Origin of the sequence: Aurantiacibacter gangjinensis (genome assembly GCF_001886695.1) — a bacterium.
Classification (GTDB): Bacteria; Pseudomonadota; Alphaproteobacteria; order Sphingomonadales; family Sphingomonadaceae; genus Alteraurantiacibacter; species Alteraurantiacibacter gangjinensis.
Window position 1 is genome coordinate 961,260 of record NZ_CP018097.1, and the last position, 17,756, is coordinate 979,015.

Sequence of the window (17,756 nt, forward strand, 5' to 3'; positions counted from 1 at the left end):
TTCGGCATTTAGCGCGCTTTGCGGCGATTGACAGCACGCTTTGCCTCCGACAAGCCAGCGCAACGGGATTTTCCATGGCAGACCGGACAGACGCACCTTTCCGCACCATCGTGCTGGACCACACGCTGCCGCTCGATAGCGGGCGCACGCTTGCGGGCGTGGAAGTGGCTTACGAAACCTATGGCGAACTGGCCGAAGACCGGTCCAATGCAATCCTTATCTTCCACGCGCTGACGGGCGACCAGTTCGTGGCCGGCACCCATCCGCAGACCGGCAAGCCCGGCTGGTGGGAGCGCATGGTCGGGCCTGGGAGGCCCATCGATACAAACCGATATCACGTGATCTGCGCCAATGTCATCGGCAGCTGCATGGGGTCCACGGGCCCTGCCAGCGCGGGCGAGGACGGCGCGCCTTTCGCCATGCAATTTCCCGTGATCACCATACGCGACATGGTGCGCGCGCAGGTCGCCTTGCTCGATGCGCTGGGGATCCAGCAGCTGCACGCCGTTGTCGGCGGATCGATGGGCGGGATGCAGGCGCTATCCTTCGCGGCCAACTGGCCGGAGCGGACCGCGCGCGTGCTCGCCATCGCCACCACGGCGCGCCATTCTGCACAGAACATCGCGTTCCACGAAGTCGGGCGGCAGGCGATCATGGCGGACCCGGCCTGGAATGGCGGCGATTATTACAACGGCGCTGCGCCGGACAAGGGCTTGGCGGTGGCGCGCATGGCAGCGCACATCACCTATCTTTCCGAAGCGGGACTCACCGAGAAATTCGGTCGTCGCTTGCAGGATCGCGACGCCAAGAGCTTCGGCTTCGATGCCGATTTCCAGGTTGAAAGCTACCTGCGTTACCAGGGGCTGAGCTTTACCGATCGCTTCGATGCCAACAGCTATCTCTACATCACGCGCGCCATGGACTATTTCGACCTTGCCGAGGAAGCGGGCGGATTGCTGGCCGATGCTTTTGCCGGCGCGGGCGACACGCGCTTCTGCCTCGTCAGCTTCGATACGGACTGGCTCTACACCACGGCCGACATGCGTGAGATCGTGCATGCGCTCAACGCCGTCGCTGCGCCCGTCAGTTTCGTGGAGCTCAGCGCGCCTTACGGGCATGACAGCTTCCTGCTGGATGTGCCCGCGCTGGACCGCGTGGTGGAGGGCTTTATCGGATGAACGGCTCACCAGCCCTTTCCCGCCGCCCGGATCTCGCCAAGATCGCCGACCATGTACCCCGCGGCGCGCGGGTGCTGGACGTGGGCTGCGGCGAAGGTGATCTGATGGCGGTGCTGCAGTCCGAAAAGGATTGCGATGCGCGCGGCATGGAAATCGATGCGGAGGCCGTTGCCAAGGCCGTATCGCGCGGGCTTTCCGTAGTGCAGGGCGATGCCGACCGCGACTTGGCGGACTATCCCGATGCGGCTTTCGATGTCGCCATCCTCAGCCAGACCCTGCAGACCGCACAGCGGCCCGAATGGCTTCTCGATCAGCTATTGCGGATCGGCGAGCGGGCCTTCGTCAGCTTTCCCAATTTCGCCTATTGGCGCATGCGCGCATCGCTGATGGTGAATGGCCGCATGCCGGTAACGCGCCACTTGCCGGTAAGCTGGTACGAAACGCCCAATATCCACCATCTCACCGTCGATGACTTCCGCGAGTTCCTGCGCGCGAAGGATGTGGGGGTGGAGAATTGCTGGTTCTTCGCCAATGGCCGCGAGATCGGCGGTCGCCGCGCAAACTGGCGCGCGGAACATGCGGTGTTCCAGCTCAGGCGCTGATTAGATGGCGGCGACGCCGCTGCCAGCTACGGCTGCGAGCGAAATAGCGGGCAGCATGCCCAACAGGCTCGCGGCGAGGAATTGCCGCGCGGTGATCGGGGTCGCCGCGCACGCTGCTGTCACGAGCAGGTGCGGCACGCCGCCAAGGCGCGCGCCGACGACATACGCAGGGCCACGACGGGAAAGATGGGCTCGCGCAGCTTCCAGTCGCGGTCCGAAACGCCCATTCATGCGTGGCCCAAGCCAGCGGCGTGTCACGAGGAAAAGCAGGTGGCTGCCCACCAGCACGCCGAGCGCCACGGCCAGTATGCCGCCAATGCCCAGCATCAATCCGCTAAGAAAACTCATCGGCGTGACCGCGCCGGGAACGGAGAAAGCCACCAGCGACGCCGTTGCCGCCGCGATGATCGCTGCGACCGCAATCATGCCGCCCGGCATCATCGCCAAGCCCTTTAACAGGGCCAGCGGCAGGATCGAGGCGGAAAGGCTTTCCATAATTACATGACGGAATTCGCCCTGACCCGTTCCCGGGTTACACGATCCGCCTGCAGCCTGTGTCTTTCACGCACCGCCTGACGAGCGCAAATTCAGACTTTCAGATGCCGCGCATGCCAGGCGATATGCTCTGCCACGAAGGTGGAGACGAAGAAGTAGGAATGGTCGTAGCCATCCTGCATCCTGATGTCCCAATCGAGGCCGGCATCGCGGACAGCATCTTGCAGCAGATGCGTCTTCAACTGGCCCTCCAGCCATTCATCGGCGCTACCCTGGTCGACCAGCACGTTTTGCAGCCGCGCCCCGTCTTCGATCAGCGCCACGCTGTCATATTCGCGCCAGTCCTGCCGGTCATCGCCGAGATAGCCGGTGAGCGCTTTCTCGCCCCACGGACAATTGAGCGGGCTAATGATTGGGGCGAAGGCGCTGGTAGAACGGAAACGGCCCGGATTGCGAAGGCCGATCGTTAGCGCGCCATGCCCGCCCATCGAGTGGCCGGTAATCGCCTGCCGATCCATGTCGACGGGCAGGGCGGCGGCGACCACTTCCGGCAATTCGTCCTCGATATAGGATCGCATCCGGAAATGCGGCTGCCATGGCTGCTGCGTCGCGTCGACATAGAAGCCCGCGCCCTGGCCGAAGTCATAATCCTCATGATCGGCCACACCTTCTCCTCGCGGAGAGGTGTCAGGGCAAATCACGATTACGCCATGTTCGTTCGCAGCCTTTTTGTACTCGCACTTCACCATCGCATTTTCATGCGTGCAAGTGAGCCCGGCGAGAAACCACAGCACGGGCAGTTTGGCCCCTTCCTCATGCTCCGGGATATAGGCGGCGAAGGTCATTTTCGTGCCGGTGGCACGGCTGTCATGCCGCCAGACCTGCTGGTCTCCGCCATGGCAGAGCGAGCTGGAGAGCTTTTCGACGCTCATGCTTTCACCCGGTGGATGGCGCAGATCTTGTGGCCGTCGAGATCGCGGAAATAGGCAAGATACATCGCGCCCATGGCCGCCTGACGCAGGCCGGGCGGCGCCTCGATGCTGGTGGCTCCCGCCGCCACCGCGACATCATGCATTTCCTGCACCTGCTCGGGGCTGTCGCAGCGAAATCCGATCGTCGAGCCGTTTGCCACGGTCGCGGGCTTGTCGTCGATCGGCTGGCTCACCGAGAATACGCTGCCATCATGCATGAAGAACGCACGTTTGTGGCCGCTCGGCGCAGCGTTGATGCGCGGCTCTTTCGCGCCCAGAACGCCAAGCACCTTGGTATAGAATTCGACCGCTTTGTCGAGATCGTTGGTGCCGATCATCACGTGGCTGAACATGCGATTTTCTCCTTAAAAGATGACGACGCTGCGGATGCTCTCACCCGCATGCATGAGGTCGAAGCCGGTATTGATCTCGTCCAGCGTCAGGCGGTGCGTGATCATCGGATCGATTGCGATCTTGCCGTTCATGTACCAATCGACGATCTTGGGCACGTCTGTGCGACCCTTCGCCCCGCCGAAGGCTGTGCCGCGCCAGTTGCGTCCCGTCACCAGCTGGAAAGGGCGTGTGGCGATTTCTTTGCCTGCTTCGGCCACGCCGATGATGATCGAAGTGCCCCAGCCCTTGTGGCAACATTCCAGCGCATCGCGCATCACATCGGTGTTACCGGTGCAATCGAAGCTGAAGTCGGCCCCGCCATCCAGCATTTCGACCAGATGACCCACCACATCGGCAGTTTCGCGCGGGTTGACGAAATCGGTCATGCCGAATTTCTCGCCCCATTCGCGCTTGGTATTGTTGATATCGACCCCGACAATCCTGTCGGCACCCGCCATCTTCGCGCCCTGGATCACGTTGAGGCCGATCCCGCCAAGGCCGAACACCACGACATTGTCGCCCGGCTGCACCTTGGCGGTATTGGTCACCGCGCCCACGCCTGTCGTCACCCCGCAGCCGATATAGCAGGAGGTGTCGAAGGGCGCGTCGGTCCGGATCTTGGCGACGGCGATTTCGGGCAGGACGGTGAAGTTCGAAAAGGTCGAGCAACCCATATAGTGGTAGATCGTCTCGCCCTTATAGCTGAAGCGGCTGGTGCCGTCGGGCATCAGTCCCTTGCCTTGCGTCTCGCGGATCGCGCTGCACAAATTGGTCTTGCCCGAGAGGCACATTTTGCACTGGCGGCATTCGGGCGTGTAGAGCGGGATGACATGGTCGCCGGGCTTCACCGAAGTGACGCCCGCGCCCACTTCGCGCACCACACCTGCACCTTCATGGCCGAGAACGCTGGGGAACAGGCCTTCGCTGTCCAAGCCATCCAGCGTGTAGGCATCGGTGTGGCAGATGCCCGTCGCCATGATCTCGACCAGCACTTCGCCAGCCTTCGGACCTTCCAGATCGAGTTCGACGATCTCCAGCGGCTGCTTGGGCGCGAATGCAACGGCGGCTCTAGTTTTCATGGGTCTGCCTCGCTCAGCTTTCGTGGATGGTCTTGGGCACCATGCAGGCCATCACGCCCTCGCGGCCATCCTCGCTGCCATAGCCGGACCATTTCACGCCGCCGAAGGGCGCGTCCACGGTAGAAACGCTGCCGCCATTGATGGCGAGCATGCCTGCTTCCACTTCGGCGGCTAGGCGGCGGCGACGCGCGGCGTCGTCCGTCCAGGCATAGGCGGCGAGACCATAGGGAAGGCGGTTGGCTTCCTCGATCATCGCATCCTCGCCGGACATGGGATTTAGTATGGCGACGGGGCCGAAAGGCTCGTTATTCATGATGTCGGCGCTGGTGGGCACTTCGGAGAGCACGGTGGGCTGGTGGAAGAATCCCTGATTACCGATGACTTCGCCGCCCGTCAGCAGGTTTGCGCCCGCCTCCTTTGCATTGGCGATCAGCTTCTGGATGTTCTCGCGGCCCCGGGCATTGGCCATCGGCCCCATATCGGTGCCATCTTCCAGGCCATTGCCGACGCGCACCTTTTCCGCGCGCTCGACGAAGCTGTCGCGGAATTGCTCGAAAATGCTCTCCTCGATCAGGAAACGGATGGGGCTGACACAGACCTGGCCTGCATTGCGGTACTTGTTGCCGGCCATCGTCTTCACGGCCTTGTCGACGTCGCAATCGTCGAACACCAGCACCGGTCCGTGACCGCCCAGCTCCATCGTCGTGATCTTCAGATCGTCCGCCGCCAGCTTGGCGAGGTGCTTGCCGACGGGCGTCGAGCCGGTGAAAGTCAGCTTGCGGATGATGGGGCTGGCCAGCAAATGCTCGCTTACGTTGCTGGGTACGCCGAACACGCATTGCACCGCGCCGCCCGGCACCCCTGCATCCAGCAGCGCCTGCACCAGCGCGATACCGGCGGCAGGCGTTTCCTCGCTGGGTTTCACGATGACGGAGCAGCCGGCCGCCAGCGCGCCGCCGATCTTGCGCATCACATTGATGGCGGGGAAATTCCATGGCGCGAACCCGGCGACGGGGCCGACGGGATGGTATTGCACCTCCACCCGGCTGCCTTCGCCGCGCACCAATGTGCGGCCGTAAGTGCGCTTGGCTTCCTGTGCATAGAATTCCAGCAGGTTGGCCGAATACATCGCCTCGCCGCGACCGTCGCCCAGCGGCTTGCCCTGCTCGCGGGTTAGCCAGCCGGCAATATCCTCCTTGCGCTCGCGGATGAGGTTGGCGGCGTTGGTAAGTATGGTGGCCCGCTTGTCGGCAGAGGTGCTGCGCCATTCCCTGAAGCCGCTCTGCGCCGCGTCCAGCGCGCGGTCGAGATCGTCGGAGGTCGCATGGGGCAGCGTGCCCAGCACCTCTTCCGTCGCCGGATTGATGACCTCTTCGGTATCGCGCCCGCCTCCTGTCACCTTTTCGCCTGCGATAAGCATGTGGAGAGCGGGGTAATCGGTCATATCGGACGTCCTTGGATCGGCGAGTGTCGTGCGTGCTGCATAGGCTTTTGCAACGCGGCGGCAAGGTTCGTGAACCTGCCGTTCATGGCCTTGCTATTACGCATGTCACCATGATTCGTGCCGTATTGCCTCTCGCCCTTGCCGTATCCTTGCCTGCCGCGCCCGCCGCGGCTTTTGCGCAGGAGGCCGGCCAGCCGGAACTGAGCCTGGAACACCGCATGTTGCTGCGCTGCTCGGCGGCGTTTTCGATGGTCGCTGCTGCCCAGGCCTCGGGCAATGAAACGGGCGCGCAATATCCGGATATGGGCGGATCGGGCCGCGAGTTCTTCGTCCGTTCTGCGGCACGGGTGATGGACGAGGCCGATCTGGACCGCACGCAGATCGAGGCGCTATTGAGTGCCGAGGCGCAAGCTATCTGGGACGAGGATACGCTGGACGATATCATGCCGGTCTGCCTGCGCTTGCTAGTGCAGCAGGGCTAAAGCCGTTCGCCATCCGTCAGAGCCAATATCCTGGCGCTGGACGCGGCAAGCTGCTTGCGGCATGGGATTTGCCCAAGCATGTGGCAGCTCTATCATTTTCCCCTGTGTCCGTTCAGCCGGAAGGTGCAGCTCGCGCTGAGCGAGAAGAAAGTGCCCTTCTCGCTGCAGCTGGTCTATCCGTGGGATGCGCCCGAGGGCTATGAGCAGCTGAACCCGGCACTCAAGACGCCGGCGTTGCATCACCCGGAGCGGGGCATAAAGCTGGCCGACAGCCAGGCGATTTGCGAATATTTCGAAGAGACGGAAAGCAAGAGCCCGCTCATTCCCGGCAGCGCGGCCGCGCGGGCCGAGGTGCGGCGGTTGGTCGCCCTGTTCGACGATGTGCTGTATGCCGATGTCACCGCGCCGCTGCTGCACGAGAAAATGAAGAAGCGGCTGGTGCTGCGCCAGTCGCCCGACAGCCAAGTGCTGCGATCGACCATGCGACTGACGCACGAGCATCTCGATTATATCGACTGGCTGATCGACACGCGCCGCTGGCTGGCAGGCGCGCAGTTGAGCCTCGCCGATTTCGCGGCGGCTGCGCAGCTGTCGGTGATCGATTACCTTGGCGGAATCGACTGGGCCGATCACCGCCAGGCGCATGGCTGGTACCGCGTCATCAAGAGCCGCCCCAGCTTCGCGCCGCTGCTGAAGCAGAAGATGGAAGGCCTGCCCGCCCCGCGCCATTATGCGGATGTGAATGCCTAGCTGTCTTTTCGCTCGCACATCCGTGCGAGCGTCCTCGGTGCTATTCGCTCCGCCACGCTACGCGGCACCTACGGTCGGGCGGTCGCCCTCTGTCCGATGCTGGCCGCATCGGAACCAGCGAAAGCTGGCTACCGTGGTATGGAGGTCCGTTTCGCCAGGATCGGCTAGGGCGAACGCCCGCCTCCTTCGGCTGGCTGGCAAGCCAGCCGCTCAGGATAAACTACGCGGGCACGCAGCGTAGCGGAGTGCATCTAGCGAGGACGAAGCTGCGGATGCAGCTTCGTAGACAGAAGATAGCGCGGCCTCTTGGTCCGAGGCCCACCACATTGCTTTGCCCGTTTCCGCACCCCATATCTCCGAGCAAGGAGACATCCCATGACCGAGACAAAAACCCTCACCGACGCCGAGTGGCGCGAGAAGTTGACGCCCGAGCAATATCATGTGCTGCGCGAGGCGGGGACGGAGCGGGCGTTCACCGGCAAGTATGAGAAGAACAAGGCGCCGGGCGAATATGCATGTGCCGGATGCGGGCAGCCTGTATTCGAGAGCGACGACAAATACGACAGCGGCTCGGGATGGCCCAGCTTTACCGCGCCTGTCAGCCAGGATGCCGTCGAGATGAACCGCGACATGTCGCACGGCATGGTCCGCACCGAAGTCGTCTGCTCCAATTGTTCGGGGCATTTGGGGCATGTCTTCCCCGATGGTCCGGGGGCGGAAGGCCTGCGCTATTGCATCAATTCCGCTGCGCTCGATTTCAAGCCGGAAGAAGGCGCCTGACGAAAGTCGGGGTCAACGCCGCGGCGGTGTGTTCACGCTGGATTACGAATACCCTATGCATGGCGTGCCGCGACGCTAGGCAGGCGGGGTAGAGACCCACCCATGGGCAGGAATGTGACGCAACATGGCGAGACGTAGGAGCAACGGCTCCACCACGCGTGGTTACCGTTCGCGCAAGGCGGCATCCATGGCGAGCGACCGCAAGAGGGCGGCAGGCGGCTGGAAGGCCGGTCTTTGGAAATGGACCAAACGGCTCGCGATCACCGGCACGGTGGTCGCCATACTGGCTGCAATCGGCCTGGCGACGGCGGTCTATTTCGCCTCGCGCAGTCTGCCATCCTACGCCTCCCTGCGGCAGAGCCAGCACGGCCAGACGATCCTCGTGCGCGCGCGCGACGGGTCCGAAATCGTGGAGCTGGGGCCGAGTTATGGCGAATGGCTCGATTCCGACGAGATTCCCGATGTGATGAAAAACGCGATGATCTCGGTCGAGGATCATCGTTTCTATTCGCATTGGGGCGTCGATCCGGTGCGCCTGACAGGCGCCATCGTGGAAGGGATCACGGGGGATGATCGCATCGGCGGCACGTCCACCATCACCCAGCAGCTGGCGCGCAACGTCTTCCTCAATTCCAACCGTACGCTGGACCGCAAATTACGCGAGGCGGTGCTGGCGCTGGCGCTGGAATGGCGCTTTTCCAAGGACCAGATCCTCGAACTGTATCTCAACAAAGTCTATTTTGGCGGCGGTTCCTACGGCATCGATTCAGCGAGCCGCAAATTCTTCAGCCATTCGGCGCGCGAGCTGACGCTGGAGGAAGCGGCGATCATTGCGGGTCTGGTGAAAGCGCCCAGCCGTTATGCGCCGACTGCAAGCGTCGAGAACGCCGTCAGCCGCGCCAATGTCGTGATCGGGCAGATGGTGCGCTATGGCGACCTCGATCCTGCCGTGGCGCGCGAAGTGGATGTAAGCGCGGTCAATCTGCGGCAGGAGGTCGGGCAGAACTCGATCCGCTATTTCACCGACTGGGCGCTGCCGCAGCTCGACCTGCTGCTGCCCAATGAAACGTTTGAGCCGATCGAGGTGTGGACCACGCTGGATGTGGGCATGCAGCGCGCGGCGACCACGGCGGTACAGTCAAACGCGCCCGACGGCGCGCAGGGGGCGCTGGTCAGCGTCGACCGCGACGGTGCGATCTTGGCGCTGGTCGGCGGCACGGATTACGTGACATCCAATTACAACCGCGCCACCGACGCGCTGCGACAGCCCGGTTCGGCATGGAAACTGTTCGTCTTCCTCGCCGCGCTGGAGGCGGGCTATACGCCGGACGACCGCGTGCAGGATGTGCCTGTCACCATTAATGACTGGACGCCGCGCAATTCGGGCGGGCGCTATGCCGGCGAGATGGATTTGCGCAGTGCCTTTGCCTATTCGAAGAATTCGGTCGCGGCGCAGCTGGGCAACGAGGTCGGCTTCTCCAACGTCGCCAGCATGGCGCGGCGCTTCGGCATCACCACGCCTATTTCCACCTACCCCGCCATGGTTCTGGGCACGAGCGAGGTGCGCCTGCTCGACATGACCCGCGCTTTCGCTGCGGTATCGGCGGGCGGGCAATCGGTCGAGCCTTACGGCATCCTGCGCGTCACCACGCCGGGCGGGGAAGAGATCTACCGCCGCCGTGAACCGCGCAGCTACCAGCTTGTGCCCGATTACGTCGCCGCAGGCATAACCGACTTGCTGCAATCCGCCGTCGCCACCGGCACGGGCCGCGCGGCGCAGATAGGGCGACCGGTCGCGGGCAAGACCGGCACCACCAACTCCAACCGAGATGGCTATTTCGTCGGCTTTTCCAGCGGCATCACCACCGGCGTGTGGATGGGCCGCGACGACAATGGCCGCGTCGGCGCGCTGCAAGGCGGCACCGCGCCTGCGCGCGCCTTTTCCGCCTATATGCGCTACGCCGTGCGAGAGCGCCCCGTGGAAGAGTTCGACACCGACCTGCAATTGCCCGAATGGCAGTTGGAGCCCGATGACGAGTTCTATTTCGGCGAGGATGACGATTATTATTTCTATATCGACGAGCAGGGCAATCTGGTCGAACCGCGCCGCGATGGCGGGGAGAATTCGCAGCCCGGCTTCGATGTAGAAGGCGAAGGCGAGAACGTGGTGCGCGATCCGCTGGACCCGCGCGGGATGGACAGGCCGCCGCAAACGCAGCCGCAGCCGCAGGCAACCCCGCGCCGCTCGACCACGCGGGATGCACCTCCTGCCGCCAGCGACGATTTTCTCGAGCGGGCCACCGGCCGCGACATGCCGGACGATCGCGAGCGGCAACGAAAGCCGGAACGCAAGGCGATCAACGAACGCCGCATCTGATTGCGGGCATTGCGCACAGAAAAAGAGCCGCCCCGGCAAGACCGGAGCGGCTCTTTTTATTGGCCAGGCTTGCTTCAATCCATGAAGCGAACCGGGATCGATTGCGTCGCGCCGCCACGGGCGCGCACGCGCAGCAGCACGGCTTCGCGGCCCCGGTCCTGCGCTTCGCCGATAATCGCTTCCAGATCCGCGATGCTGGAAATGTCGCGGCCATTGGCGGCAAGGATCATCACGCCGCGGGACAGACCGCGCCGCGCCGCATCCGAGTTCGGATTGACCGCGAGGATGGCGAGGCCCGTGGTACTGTCCGAAACGCCCAGCTGGCGTGCGATGCGCGGCGTGATCTCGATGGCCTGGATGCCGAGAACGTCTTCCAGCATCTGGCTGTTGCGATCGTCCTCCATCGGGGGCGGCGTGTCCTCGTCATCGCCCTGGAACATTTGCTGCTGGCGCAGCTCGTCATCGCTGGGGCGACGACCCACAGTCAGCGTGACAGTACGCGTCTCGCCATCGCGGATGTAGCGCACAGGCACGCGCGTGCCGGGTTCGATATAGGCGACGATGCGGGAGAGGGAATTGTCGGTGGTGACATCCTCATTATTGACCGCGATCACGACATCGCCGGCGCGCAGACCGGCCTCTTCTGCCGCTTCGCCCGGCTGAACGCCCTGGATGAGTTCGCCGACGCCGTCTTCGATGCCCAGCGCCTCGGCAATATCCTCGTCCACCGGCTGGATCTGCACGCCCAGATAGCCGCGCAGGATTTCCTCGCCATTGATCAGCGCCATCACGATAGGCTCTGCATCCTCCGCCGGAATGGCGAGGCCGATGCCCACGCTACCGCCCGAGGGTGAGAGGATGGCATTGTTGATGCCGATCACATTGCCCTGCATGTCGAAGAGCGGGCCGCCCGAATTGCCGCGATTGATGCTGGCATCGGTCTGGATGTACCGGTCGAACGCGCGGCCCGATCCGGTCGAACGCTGCACGGCGGAAACGATACCGCTCGTCACAGTGCCGCCAAGGCCGAAGGGGTTGCCGATGGCAATCACCCAGTCACCCACGCGCGCCTGGTTGGAATCACCGAAGCGCACGAAGGGAAACGGCTCGCTGCGCTCGATTTTCAGCACGGCGAGGTCGGAAGACGGGTCCGTGCCGACCAGTTCCGCCTCGTATTCGCGGCCATCGGGCAAGGTAACGGTGACCTCTTCCAACTGTGCGCGCTGGCCGGGGGCCACCACGTGATTGTTGGTGACGATATAGCCGTCCGCCGACACGATAAAGCCCGAGCCGAGCGAGGTCGCCTCGCGCGTGGTCGGGCCGTTGCCACCGCCACGGCGACGGTTGAAGAACTGCTCCATCGGGTTCTGCGCCTGCGGGATTGTCACCGTCTGCCGGGTGGAGATATTGACCACGGCGGGCTGCAGGATCTCGGTCAGGTCGGCAAAGCTGCCGGGCGCACCCGCCACGGGCACGGCGCCTTCCATCGTGATGCGATCGTTTTGCGCAACTTGCGCCCCCGCAGGATAGCCGGTCAACATGGTGATGGCGGCCCCGCCTACGAGCAGGGCAGTGGTGATACCGTAGGAATAACGCACAGGCTTCACGTCCTCTTGGTCCTTTGTGTCTTGCAGGCGCTTGCCAAAGCTATTCGCTTGGCGGCCCGGTATGGTTCCGTCCCGAAGTCGATAATCCCAGCCCAGCGCGTCTGAATGCGCCTTTAACGACAGATGTAGTCGCGGGCTGTGCGCGCCGGCCCAATCAGCGGCCACCGCGCTGGAACTGGCGCAGATATTCGTTGTCCGGGCTCATGATAATGGAACTTTCGGCTTCGCCGTTCACGAATGTCTGTTCGTAAGACTGCATGGCGCGGAAGAAATCGTAAAACGCCGGATCCTGGTTGAAGGCTTCTGCAAAGATGCGTGCCGCTTCGGCAGAGGCTTCGGCGCGGATGATCTGTGCGTCGCGGAACCCGCCTGCACGGATCGTGGCTGCCTCTTCCTCGCGGTCGGAACGCATGCGGTTGAATGCCGCGGCCAGCGGCGTGCCTTCGGGCAGATCGGCCCGTTTGATGCGAACATCCAGCACCTGCGCGCCATAGGTGCGCGCTTCCTCATCCAGCGTATCGCGGATCCGTATCATGGCGTTGCCACGCTCCGGCGTCAGCAGGCTGGCGAAGGTGCGCCGACCCAGTTCCTGCCGCAGTTCGGAGGTCAGGATGGGCTGCAATTGGTTTTGCAGCTGCGCCTCGCTGCCGGCGCGCTGTACGAAGAGCACGGGATCGAAAATGCGATAGCGCGCATAGGCATTCACCTCCAGGCGCTGCTGGTCGCGCGAGAGCACGGTCTCGCCTTCCATGTCGAGATCGAGAATGCGGCGGTCGACCATCTGCACGCGGTCGATGAAGGGGATAACGAAGCGCAGGCCAGCTCCGGTCTCGCCATAAGCTTCCGCCGGATCGAACTGGTTGATGGTGTAGACAGGTTCACCCGTCCGGATCACTACGGCCTGATGGGTTTCGGGCACGATACGCGCCGACATCAGCAACAGCACGGCGCCGACGATCAGCGCGATGAACAGTGTTTTATAGCGTTGCCACATCTTACTGCCCTCCCTGCTGCTGGCGGCCTTCATTGGGCGTTACCGTCATGGTCGGTCCTTGCGTAGTGTTGCTGCGCGTCCGGCGCTGCACTTCGGGCAGCGGGAGATACGGGGTGACCCCATCGGGTTCCACCACCGTCATATCCGTATTGGCGAGCACGCGCTCCATCGTCTCGTAGTAGAGGCGCTGGCGCGTCACTTCGGGCGCGAGGCGATATTGCTCGTAAATTTCGTTGAATTCGGCCGCGCCGCCCTGCGCCGAGGCCAGCAATTGCTGCTCGTAACGGCGCGCTTCGTTCAGGCTGCGCTCCCGGTCCTGCCGGGCGGCGAGCACGTCGTTGAAAGCCTCGATAACCTGCTCGGGAGCCTCGGTCCGGGCGATTTCGACACCCTGAATGTTGATCCCGGCTTCATAGGCATCGAGGATCGTCTGCATCCGGCTGCGAACGCGTGCCTGCACCTGCTCTCGCCCTGAACCCGACAGCACGGCATCCAGTTCGGTTTCCGCGACGGCGGCGCGCATGGCGGACTCCGCCACTTCCTGCACCGTTTCGGTAGGGTCGGCGAGTTCGTATTTGAATTGCACCAGATCCTTGATGTTCCAGCGCACGACATAGGACAGGTCGACCAGGCTCTGGTCGCTGGTCAGGATCAGGTTTTCACTGCCATCGCCGATCGTTTCGCGGCGGATCTCGCTCACATTCTCGATGTCCACGGTCTGGATCGGCCAAGGGGCCGTCCATTCCGTACCCGGATCGAGCGTGCGCGAATATTCACCGCCCAGCCACGTGACCACGGCCTGCTCGCGCGGCTGGATGAAATGGATCGAGGTGACGAGGATCCAGATCCCCGCAATCGCGACCATCACGACCGGGAACCAGCTGCCGCCGCCGGGGCGCTGCGGGATGCGGAAATTGGGACCACCCGAACCGCCGCCGCCCGTGCGGCGCGGGCCTTCGGGGCCGCGGTTCTTGAAGATGTCTTCGATATTGGCGGACCGGCGACCTTTGCCTGCGCCCTTGCCGCCGCCGGGCAACCAAGGATTGCGCGGCCCGCCGGAGGAGCCGTCACCGTCTCCACCATCGGCGCCATCATCGCCCGATCCACCGCCGGATGGCTTGCCCCAAGGATTGCGTTTGCCGGCCATGGCCAGCCCGAAGCGTTCGAAAAACCCGCCAAATGTTCTCATGCCATCTTGTATAGGTAGCGCTGCGACAAAAAACAGGGGGTCTAATGGCCAATATTGCTGACGCTTGGCCCGCGCCGCGCTAACCCTGCCCGCCATGAGCGACGAAACAGCCATCAGGCAGGCCATACCCGCAGAATTGTCGGACCTCGTCCGGTCCGTGAAATTCGACGGCGGCGTGGCGACCATCATTGCCGATGCGGGCGGCATGGGCCGTTCCGCCGCCGCGCAGCTGCAGCGCGAGCTGGAGCAGGACGTCGGCGCTGTCGAGGGCGTCGAGGAAGTGCGCGTGGCGCTGATGGCCGACAAGCCATCGCGCCCGATCATCGTCGTCGGTTCTGGCAAGGGCGGGGTGGGCAAAAGCACGCTGACCGCCAATCTGGCCGTGGCGCTGGCAAAGCTGGGTCACAAGGTGGGCGTCGTCGATGCCGATATCTACGGCCCGTCGCAGCCCACCCTGCTCGATGTGCAGGGCGAACGCCCGCGCGCCGAGGGGCAGAAGCTGGTGGCGACCGATAGCCCGCATGGTGTGAAAGTGCTGTCCATGGGTCAGCTGGTCGAACCGGGCAGGGCGATTGCATGGCGCGGTCCGATGGTCGGCAATGCGCTGTCGCAGCTGGTCGATGGCGACTGGGGCGACACCGACCTGCTGCTGGTGGATCTGCCGCCGGGCACGGGCGACGTGCAGCTTTCCATGCTCAAGAACAACAAGCCCTCCGGCGCGGTCGTCGTTTCGACCCCGCAGGACCTGGCGCTGATCGATGCGACGCGCGCGATCGACCTGTTCCGGCAGGCCAAGGTGCCGATCGTCGGGCTGGTCGAGAATATGGCAGGCTATCTCTGCCCGCATTGCGGCGAGGCGAGCGATCCCTTCGGGCAGGGCGGCGCTCGCAAGGCGGCGGAGGAACTGGACCTCCCGTTTCTCGGCCAGGTGCCACTGGCGATGGAAATTCGCGCAGCCAGCGATGCGGGCGACCCGCCGGGCGCGGGCGACAGCGAGCATGGCCAGCATTTTGTGGCCCTCGCCGCGCAAGTGAGCGCCTTCGTGAAAGCGGGCAAGAGCTAGGCGATGCAGGTATCGCGGCGCGGATTGCTGGCAGGTGCGGCGGTGGGCGGCGGCGTGCTGGTCGCGTGGGCCTTCCTGCCCCGCGATTTCGCCAGTCCGCTTGAGCCGGGCGAGGGCGAGACTGCGGTGGATGCGTGGCTCAAGATTGCGAGCGACGGCGTCGTGACCGTCGCCGTGCCGCAGCTGGAAATGGGGCAAGGCGTCACCACCCTTCTGCCGCAGATCGTCGCCATGGAAGTGGGCGCGGATTGGCGGCAGGTGGCAGTCGAGCCAGCACCTGTCAGCAGCGCTTACGCCAACATCCCGCTCGCCGCGCATTGGGCGCCGCTCTGGCGTCCTGCAGTCCCCTCCTTGGCCGATCAGGCGGACGACTGGGCGCTGCAAAGCTGGGCGCGCGACAATCGTTTCACTGTGACCGCCAAGGGCACCACGCTCGCCGCTTACGAGCAATCCTGCCGAGAGGCGGGCGCTGCGGCCCGGTCCATGCTGGCGCAGGCCGCCGCAGAACGCTGGGATGTTCCGTGGGAGGAATGCCGCGCGGAAAATGGCGTGATCTATCACAATGAGAATGCGGCGAGCTTCGCAGAACTGGCGGTGGAAGCAGGCGAGTTCAGCCCGCCCGACCCGCCGCCGCTGCAAAGCGAAGCGCCCGCCGAGGCCGGGCCGCTCGAAGGCATGGCGGAGCGTGAAGTGCCGCTGCAATGGCCACGCTTGGATTTGCCGAGCAAGGTCGATGGCGGGCATGTCTTCGCAGGCGATGTCCGCCTGCCCGGCATGGTGTTTGCCAGCGTGCGCCACGGCCCGCACGATGAAAGCGAGCTTGCCGATTTCGATGCCGGCCGTGCCGCGGGCCAGCGTGGCCTCGTCCAGCTGGTGCGCGGCAAGAGGTGGCTCGCCGCCATTGCCGAGAACTGGTGGGCCGCCGAGCAGGCGCTGCAAGAGATCGCTCCGCGTTTCGCGACGGAACGCCCGGTGCAAAGCGCCCAGATCGTAGAGGCGCTGGACGATGCGCTGCGCAATGGCCCGGCCCGCATCGTCGAGAAGCGCGGCGACGGGGCGGAGGACTATGCCCACGATTTCGCGCTGCGCTACGATATCGCACCGGGCCTCCATGCGACGATGGAAACCACCACGGCCACGGCGCGCCTTGCCGTTGGCACGCTGGAATTGTGGCTGGCGACCCAGGCGCCAGAGGCGGCGCGGCAGGCGGCTGCCAAGGCGATCGGCCTCTCCGCGTCCGATGTCATCCTCTACCCTGTCGCGGCGGGCGGCAGCTTCGACCGGCGGCTGGACAACCAGATCGCCATCGAAGCCGCGCTTATCGCCCGCGAGGTGGCGCGACCTGTGCAGGTGACATGGTCGCGCTGGGACGAGCACGCCGCCAGCTATCCGCGTCCGCCAGCTGCCGGCCTGATGGCTGCCGAGACCGACGATAGCGGCAATATCCGCACGCTGCGCGCCCGTCTCGCGTCCCCGCCAACCATGCGCGAATTCGGCCGCCGCCTGTTCGATAACGAAGTCAGCTGGCGCGCCATTGACGAGCTGGAGGGCGAGGAAGGCGTGTTTGCGGTCGAAGGTCTCGCCCCGCCTTATACTATCGCGAATGTCTCGGTGGAGCACGCACCCGTTACCATCCTGCTTCCGACCGCGCCGATGCGCGGCGGGGCGGATGGCTATACGTGTTTCATGCGCGAGAGCTTTATCGACGAGCTGGCCGCCCGGCATGAGCGTGAACCCATGAGCTATCGCATCGCGATGCTGGGGCAGGATGCTTTGCTCGCCGATTGCCTGCAACGCGCGGCACGGCTCGCCAGTTGGGATGGCGGCATTGCGGGGAGCGGACAGGGGATCGCCTGCCATCGCATGGATTTCGGAGACGCTGCCGGTCGCATTGCCGTGGTGGCGGAAGCCAGCGCGGGCGAGGGCGGCGTGCGCATCCGCCGGATTTTCGCCGCCGCCAATATCGGCCGAGTGGTCAACCGCGACATCGCCCTGCAACAGCTCGAGGGCGGTATCGTGTTCGGCCTGGGCATGGCGCTCGGCTGCTCTACCGAATATGCCAATGGTCGCCCGACGCATGAGCGGCTGGCGGCGCTGGCCATCCCTACGCTTGCCGATTGTCCGCAGGTCGAGGTGGAGCTGGTCGAAAGCGATGCGCCGCCCTTCGATCCGGGCGAGATCGGCGTGCCCGCCGTCGCGCCGGCCATCGCCAATGCATTTTTCAGCGCCACCGGCCTGCGTCTTCGCCGCCTGCCATTGCTCAGCGCGCTTGTATAATCGCCGTCCCACCCGACCTTGGCGCGTATTGAGCCGCGCGCAGCCACTCGCTAGGCGCGCTGCCGAAGGAGACCG

16 protein-coding genes are annotated in these 17,756 nt (G+C 64.3%); 8 read left to right on the forward strand and 8 right to left on the reverse strand.

All coding sequences use genetic code 11. From position 1 onward, the window contains the following. The first annotated feature begins 74 nt into the window (after positions 1-74). Both metX and metW read left to right on the forward strand, forming a co-directional pair. Positions 75-1,178: a homoserine O-acetyltransferase MetX gene (gene metX / locus BMF35_RS04755; RefSeq protein ID WP_047007126.1), complete on the forward strand. Its 1,104-nt coding sequence runs from the start codon at positions 75-77 to the stop codon at positions 1,176-1,178. After that, positions 1,175-1,780 (forward strand): methionine biosynthesis protein MetW, encoded by a 606-nt coding sequence (gene metW / locus BMF35_RS04760; RefSeq protein WP_047007127.1) that lies wholly within the window; start codon positions 1,175-1,177, stop codon positions 1,778-1,780. Before metX ends, metW begins: the two co-directional genes overlap by 4 nt. Here metW and BMF35_RS04765 read toward each other — a convergent pair whose 3' ends face one another. The 5 genes from BMF35_RS04765 to BMF35_RS04785 form a co-directional block, all read right to left on the reverse strand. Then, on the reverse strand, positions 1,781-2,275 hold the full coding sequence (locus tag BMF35_RS04765; RefSeq protein WP_047007128.1) for a VTT domain-containing protein: 495 nt from the start codon (positions 2,273-2,275) through the stop codon (positions 1,781-1,783). A 92-nt stretch (positions 2,276-2,367) separates the two neighbouring features. After that, positions 2,368-3,207 carry an S-formylglutathione hydrolase gene (fghA, locus tag BMF35_RS04770; RefSeq protein ID WP_047007129.1) on the reverse strand — a complete coding sequence of 280 codons (840 nt, stop codon included), beginning with the start codon at positions 3,205-3,207 and terminating at the stop codon, positions 2,368-2,370. Next, complete coding sequence (locus BMF35_RS04775; RefSeq protein WP_047007130.1) at positions 3,204-3,599, reverse strand: VOC family protein; 396 nt, start codon at positions 3,597-3,599, stop codon at positions 3,204-3,206. Before BMF35_RS04775 ends, fghA begins: the two co-directional genes overlap by 4 nt. Before the next feature lie 12 nt (positions 3,600-3,611). Beyond that, complete coding sequence (locus BMF35_RS04780; RefSeq protein WP_047007131.1) at positions 3,612-4,718, reverse strand: S-(hydroxymethyl)glutathione dehydrogenase/class III alcohol dehydrogenase; 1,107 nt, start codon at positions 4,716-4,718, stop codon at positions 3,612-3,614. A 13-nt stretch (positions 4,719-4,731) separates the two neighbouring features. Next, on the reverse strand, positions 4,732-6,162 hold the full coding sequence (locus BMF35_RS04785; RefSeq protein ID WP_047007132.1) for an NAD-dependent succinate-semialdehyde dehydrogenase: 1,431 nt from the start codon (positions 6,160-6,162) through the stop codon (positions 4,732-4,734). Positions 6,163-6,272: 110 nt separating this feature from the next. Between BMF35_RS04785 and BMF35_RS04790 the strand changes: the two genes are divergently transcribed. The 4 genes from BMF35_RS04790 (at position 6,273) to BMF35_RS04805 (ending at position 10,551) form a co-directional block, all read left to right on the forward strand. Further along, positions 6,273-6,644 carry a hypothetical protein gene (locus BMF35_RS04790; protein ID WP_047007133.1) on the forward strand — a complete coding sequence of 124 codons (372 nt, stop codon included), beginning with the start codon at positions 6,273-6,275 and terminating at the stop codon, positions 6,642-6,644. Positions 6,645-6,722: 78 nt separating this feature from the next. Continuing rightward, positions 6,723-7,394 carry a glutathione S-transferase family protein gene (locus BMF35_RS04795; protein WP_047007134.1) on the forward strand — a complete coding sequence of 224 codons (672 nt, stop codon included), beginning with the start codon at positions 6,723-6,725 and terminating at the stop codon, positions 7,392-7,394. A gap of 375 nt (positions 7,395-7,769) precedes the next feature. Continuing rightward, entirely contained in the window at positions 7,770-8,174 is a 405-nt protein-coding gene (gene msrB / locus BMF35_RS04800; protein ID WP_047007135.1) for a peptide-methionine (R)-S-oxide reductase MsrB, read from the forward strand. Positions 8,175-8,361: 187 nt separating this feature from the next. Further along, complete coding sequence (locus tag BMF35_RS04805) at positions 8,362-10,551, forward strand: transglycosylase domain-containing protein (RefSeq protein ID WP_047007136.1); 2,190 nt, start codon at positions 8,362-8,364, stop codon at positions 10,549-10,551. 74 nt (positions 10,552-10,625) lie between these two features. Here the strand turns inward: BMF35_RS04805 and BMF35_RS04810 are convergent, their stop codons facing one another. From BMF35_RS04810 to hflK, 3 genes are all read right to left on the reverse strand, one after another. Next, positions 10,626-12,149: a Do family serine endopeptidase gene (locus BMF35_RS04810; RefSeq protein WP_047007629.1), complete on the reverse strand. Its 1,524-nt coding sequence runs from the start codon at positions 12,147-12,149 to the stop codon at positions 10,626-10,628. Between the two features lie 163 nt (positions 12,150-12,312). Continuing rightward, positions 12,313-13,152 (reverse strand): protease modulator HflC, encoded by an 840-nt coding sequence (gene hflC, locus BMF35_RS04815; RefSeq protein ID WP_236781560.1) that lies wholly within the window; start codon positions 13,150-13,152, stop codon positions 12,313-12,315. 1 nt (position 13,153) lies between these two features. Then, positions 13,154-14,341 carry a protease modulator HflK gene (hflK, locus tag BMF35_RS04820; protein ID WP_236781561.1) on the reverse strand — a complete coding sequence of 396 codons (1,188 nt, stop codon included), beginning with the start codon at positions 14,339-14,341 and terminating at the stop codon, positions 13,154-13,156. A gap of 94 nt (positions 14,342-14,435) precedes the next feature. Here hflK and BMF35_RS04825 point away from each other — a divergent pair, with 94 nt between their 5' ends. After that, positions 14,436-15,404, forward strand: a complete 969-nt coding sequence (locus BMF35_RS04825) for an Mrp/NBP35 family ATP-binding protein (RefSeq protein ID WP_052766069.1) — start codon at positions 14,436-14,438, stop codon at positions 15,402-15,404. A 3-nt stretch (positions 15,405-15,407) separates the two neighbouring features. Beyond that, positions 15,408-17,681 carry a molybdopterin cofactor-binding domain-containing protein gene (locus tag BMF35_RS04830; protein WP_047007138.1) on the forward strand — a complete coding sequence of 758 codons (2,274 nt, stop codon included), beginning with the start codon at positions 15,408-15,410 and terminating at the stop codon, positions 17,679-17,681. The last annotated feature ends 75 nt before the right edge of the window (positions 17,682-17,756 follow it).